A 4,004-nucleotide genomic window follows, 5' to 3' on the forward strand; every position below is an offset into this window, starting at 1 on the left:
AGGCCCGGACCCGGACGCCGTCACAAGCGCGGCCGATCTCCACAATTGCTTCAAAGATTGGTGTGAAAACCAAGGCGCTCAGGCTTGGTCGCGTCGACGCTTCAGTAGCGAAATGGCGGCACGAGGCCTGTCCCAGAATAGGCGCAACCATGGCAATGTCTACATCGGGTTGAGTCTCGGCTAAGGCGCTCAACGACACCGCCGATTTTTCCTAGTTCCTCAGCGGCGATGGTTACGTCGCTGAGGTTTTTTTTATGCCGCCTTCTTGCCTCTCTATACATGAGGTCCATGCGGTGTAGGAAGTGTAGTTTCCAAACATTCTATCCGTAAGAAAGCGCAACGAGGAATGGAGACGTCTATATATCAGATTTACAGCTATAAACAATCGAACCTACACTTCCTACACCGGGAGATCTCTCGGCAGCGACAGCCGGTATCTGCACAGCTGGCCCATATCGGCGTGCGCATTCCTGGCCGAAAACAACAGCAAGACAGTTAGATCATTCTTTTCGCCATACCTAAGCAGTGACTACGGTTTGATGAACACCTAATACACCTAAAGACTGTCAATGCTTTTGATCGCCAAGGGCCTAGCATTCAAAGTCCAAGAGGCACAGCGTTCTCCGAGGAGCTAAAGTATCGATCGTGGTATTCTGCAACCTAAATTTTAAAAGTCGGGATTCTCGCCAAAGCGACTATATCGATCCAAAGAGCTAACTTCCCGAAACTAACCAAGACCCGATGCTAACTTCGTGAACTGATGGCTGTCTTGGATCTCCGCCCGGGCCGATTTCGTCGCTAGCTTGCCCGTTACGAGGGCATGGTGCTGGTCAATGATCTCACAAATCCTTTCTTGGGTGGATGTACCAGCTGTTTACTCGTCTGAAGCGCGTCGTGGGCTGCCGAGCAGTGTTGGACCTCCTCTTGTCAACGGAAGGTGCAACTCTGGGAGATGGAAGCCACACTTCCCGTGGAAAGACTGAAGGAAAGCCCAGTTCGAATGCCGACGTGATCACGTTCTGACGCTTCGGACATTCCATGAGTGATCTCGACACCAAGCAAACTCTCTCAACCTACCGTATGCGCAAGGCACAGCCCTCTGCGCCGAAAAACAAAGAAAGATATCGCAATGCCAGCTCGAATCTACATTTACGACACCGAATGTACCGGCCTTGAGACCAGGCATGACCGACCGGTTCAGTTCGCTGCCTGCATCTATGACGAAAACGCGGAACTGCTCGAGGAGTTCAACGTTCGGGGGCGGCTTCCAAGGTATGTCATTCCGAGCCCGGGCGCCTTGATGGTGAATCGGCAGTCGATCGGGGCGATCCAGCGGAGCAGCCTGTCCCACTACGAGCTGATCGCGCAGATCCATGACCATATTGCGCGCAATTCGCCGGCGATCATCTGCTCGTACAACGGCATCCGTTACGACGAGGAGATCCTGCGCCACAGTTTCTATGCCAACCTGCGCGCGCCATACCTGACACAGTGGGAAGGCAACAAGCGCATGGATGTGTTGATCGCAGCGAAGGTTGTCGCGGCCTGTGCGCCGGACGCGCTTCACCTTCCTGCCGATGGCGGTGGCAAACGCTCGTTCCGGCTCGCGGATCTGGCTGCCGCGAACGGCTTCGTCGAACATGACGCTCATGATGCCCTAGGCGACGTGCACGCCACCATGCATCTTGCCAAGGTCCTGGTCAGCAAGGCGCCGGAGGTTTGGAATGCTTGCGCCGCGATGATGAACAAGTCCGAGGTGCGCGCACTGATGCTGGCAGGCGAGCCCCTGTTATCCATCGGCTGGGATCACTCCCGGAACGGGCCTCGGGTTCAGGTTCTGCTGCCGATCTGCGCCGACCAGGCCAATCCGAACGAATGGCTCTGCGTCGATCTCGGATCGGATATCGACTGGTTGCTGGCAGCTGACGTGGTCTCGCTTCGAGAGGCTTTCGACGTTCTGGATGGGGAGAGGGCGATCGTTCGCGTCAAGAGCAATGCTATGCCGGTCCTCATGCGCATAAATGACCCCGTGGCAGCGGGTCTTGTGGCAACCTTCGACCCTCGTGGCATCGAGAGGCTTCGGGCGGACCAAGCGCTCGCCAAACGCCTCAGGGGAGCGGCCGCACTCCGCAAGTCGGAGTTCGACGAGGGGACCCACCCCGCTGAGCAACTTTACACCGGCGGGTTCTTTCCGACGGAAGCCGACAAACCGCTGCTGCAGCGGTTCCATGCGGCCTCACCCCACGAGAAATACGAGATGATCGCAAACCTGCGCGACCCGCGCGCACGCCACATGGCGCGGTGGTTGGTCGGATCCGAATGGCCCGAGGTGATGGCGAAGGGCGATCACATAGCGGTCGAGGAAGAGTTTCGCGAACACCTCATGCAAGACGAGGCCAAGTGGACGACGGTCCCGTCCGCGCTGGATGAGATCAAGCGACTCGCCACCGAAGCGAGTCCCGATCAGCTGGCCATTCTCGAGGAGTACGAGGGGTATCTACTCGAGCTGCAGAATCGCAACTCGGCCTCTGTTTACGTCTAGCGTCGGGCGAGGGACCGATTCATCGGCAGCAACCCATGTAGAGGCTTGGCTGCACCTTCAGGGGTCGCCGCCAAGCCGCCACATAGGTATTCCGCGGCGTGGGCGAACAGGAGCCGACGAATCGAGTTCGACTCAATGAGCACAAAACCCCGACCTTCGCCGGGGGGCTCGCGCAATGGGGGCTAAATTGGGGGATGGACACCCAAGAAGCCTCGATTTATGAGTCTATTTCAATGAGTTAACGAGGTTTGGTGGCGGAGACGATGGGATTCGAACCCACGAGACGGTTTCCCGCCTACTCCCTTAGCAGGGGAGCGCCTTCGACCGCTCGGCCACGTCTCCACCGACGGGTATAGCCGCGCAAGCACAGGAAATACAAGGCGAAATCCGCCTTACGTGACAGAAAGTCATCCAGCACCTCAACCCCCTGAAATGCCCCAAAAAGGCCGAGAATTACGACGCTTATGGGCAAGATTTGGTCATCGCGTTAATGGCGATCATTTCGTTCTCCACGCAACTATAAGGTGTTTTGGGGTTGCGGCTCCGAACACCCTCATCTTCCGCAGCGCCATTCAACTGCGCGATGTGCTCCTGCTCAAGCAGCACCGAAGCGACCTCCTTCAAAAATCGGAGGTTGAGCCATGAGCATCAACCATCAAATGCCGCAGGTTGCGGCTTACAGGGACGGCCTTCTCGAGGGGCACTCATCGGCCAGAGACACCGGCCTACGGGAACGGACATCAGGGGCTGCAAGGCGATCGAGCGATTTTGGAACCCAGCAGGTCTCTGACCATTTCTCTTTGGCGGCCATGGGGAAGGAAGAAGCGCTCCTTCGTTCGGACCAGGCCCCTCCCTCAACGGTCGGCTGGACGCGCACCGCAGGAGAGACCCGCGGATTCGCGATTGCGCACAGAAATCCGTTTCCATGCTTTGCCAAGACCGGCGCCGTGAGTCAGTCAAGCTGGCGCTCCGTCCCTGATCCATCTGCGTTTTACGTCAACCCGCGGCGGATCGAGCCCTCCGAGAACCGCCGCATCCTCCTGATAACCACCTTGGACCAGCGAGCTTGCGCGAAATTCGATGCACAGACCAACGCATCCGTTTCTCTGTCGGATAGGACGGACCAACCTCCTCCCTTTGGGGATCACTCTTTGACCAAGGACATCTTTGCCTTGCCGAGAGGGATTTCGGTGCGACCAAACCGGGGACTAATTCCCCTTTGGATTCAGTCTGAGGAGAAAAAATGCTGAGCGTTGAGAGCGATGAAAATATGTCCCGAGATCATTTCACGCCTATATTTATACAGCGTATAATTTATGGAGGCGTGTGTCAGTCGTGTCAAGACCAGCGCCGATCCAGCGCGCTACCCGAGGCTGAGTATTCGCCGCCGCTGAGGCGGCCCAGCACCTAAAGCGAACGGTAGTAATGTCGGCACAGCGATCGTCGATAGGCGCTTTGCCAA

The 4,004-nt window shown here is 57.1% G+C and carries 3 protein-coding genes and 1 tRNA gene; 3 read left to right on the forward strand and 1 reads right to left on the reverse strand.

Annotation, left to right across the window (positions count from 1 at the left end):
• A partial coding sequence (locus IM708_RS20505; protein WP_209428414.1) for a hypothetical protein occupies window positions 1-184 on the forward strand: 184 nt, incomplete at its 5' end.
• Between the two features lie 945 nt (window positions 185-1,129).
• Complete coding sequence (locus tag IM708_RS20510) at window positions 1,130-2,542, forward strand: exonuclease domain-containing protein (RefSeq protein ID WP_209428415.1); 1,413 nt, start codon at window positions 1,130-1,132, stop codon at window positions 2,540-2,542.
• Between the two features lie 252 nt (window positions 2,543-2,794).
• Here the strand turns inward: IM708_RS20510 and IM708_RS20515 are convergent.
• Window positions 2,795-2,884 (reverse strand) — tRNA-Ser (locus IM708_RS20515).
• Between the two features lie 299 nt (window positions 2,885-3,183).
• Between IM708_RS20515 and IM708_RS20520 the strand changes: the two genes are divergently transcribed.
• Window positions 3,184-3,792: a hypothetical protein gene (locus IM708_RS20520; RefSeq protein WP_209428416.1), complete on the forward strand. Its 609-nt coding sequence runs from the start codon at window positions 3,184-3,186 to the stop codon at window positions 3,790-3,792.
• The last annotated feature ends 212 nt before the right edge of the window (window positions 3,793-4,004 follow it).

Origin of the sequence: Pararhodobacter sp. SW119, assembly GCF_017811755.1 — a bacterium.
Classification (GTDB): Bacteria; Pseudomonadota; Alphaproteobacteria; order Rhodobacterales; family Rhodobacteraceae; genus Pararhodobacter.

Excerpts from the sequence above, each read along its gene's own strand:
- IM708_RS20520 (WP_209428416.1), top strand. The coding sequence starts at position 3,184 with ATGAGCATCAACCATCAAATGCCGCAGGTTGCGGCTTACAGGGACGGC.
- IM708_RS20510 (WP_209428415.1), top strand. The coding sequence starts at position 1,130 with ATGCCAGCTCGAATCTACATTTACGACACCGAATGTACCGGCCTTGAG.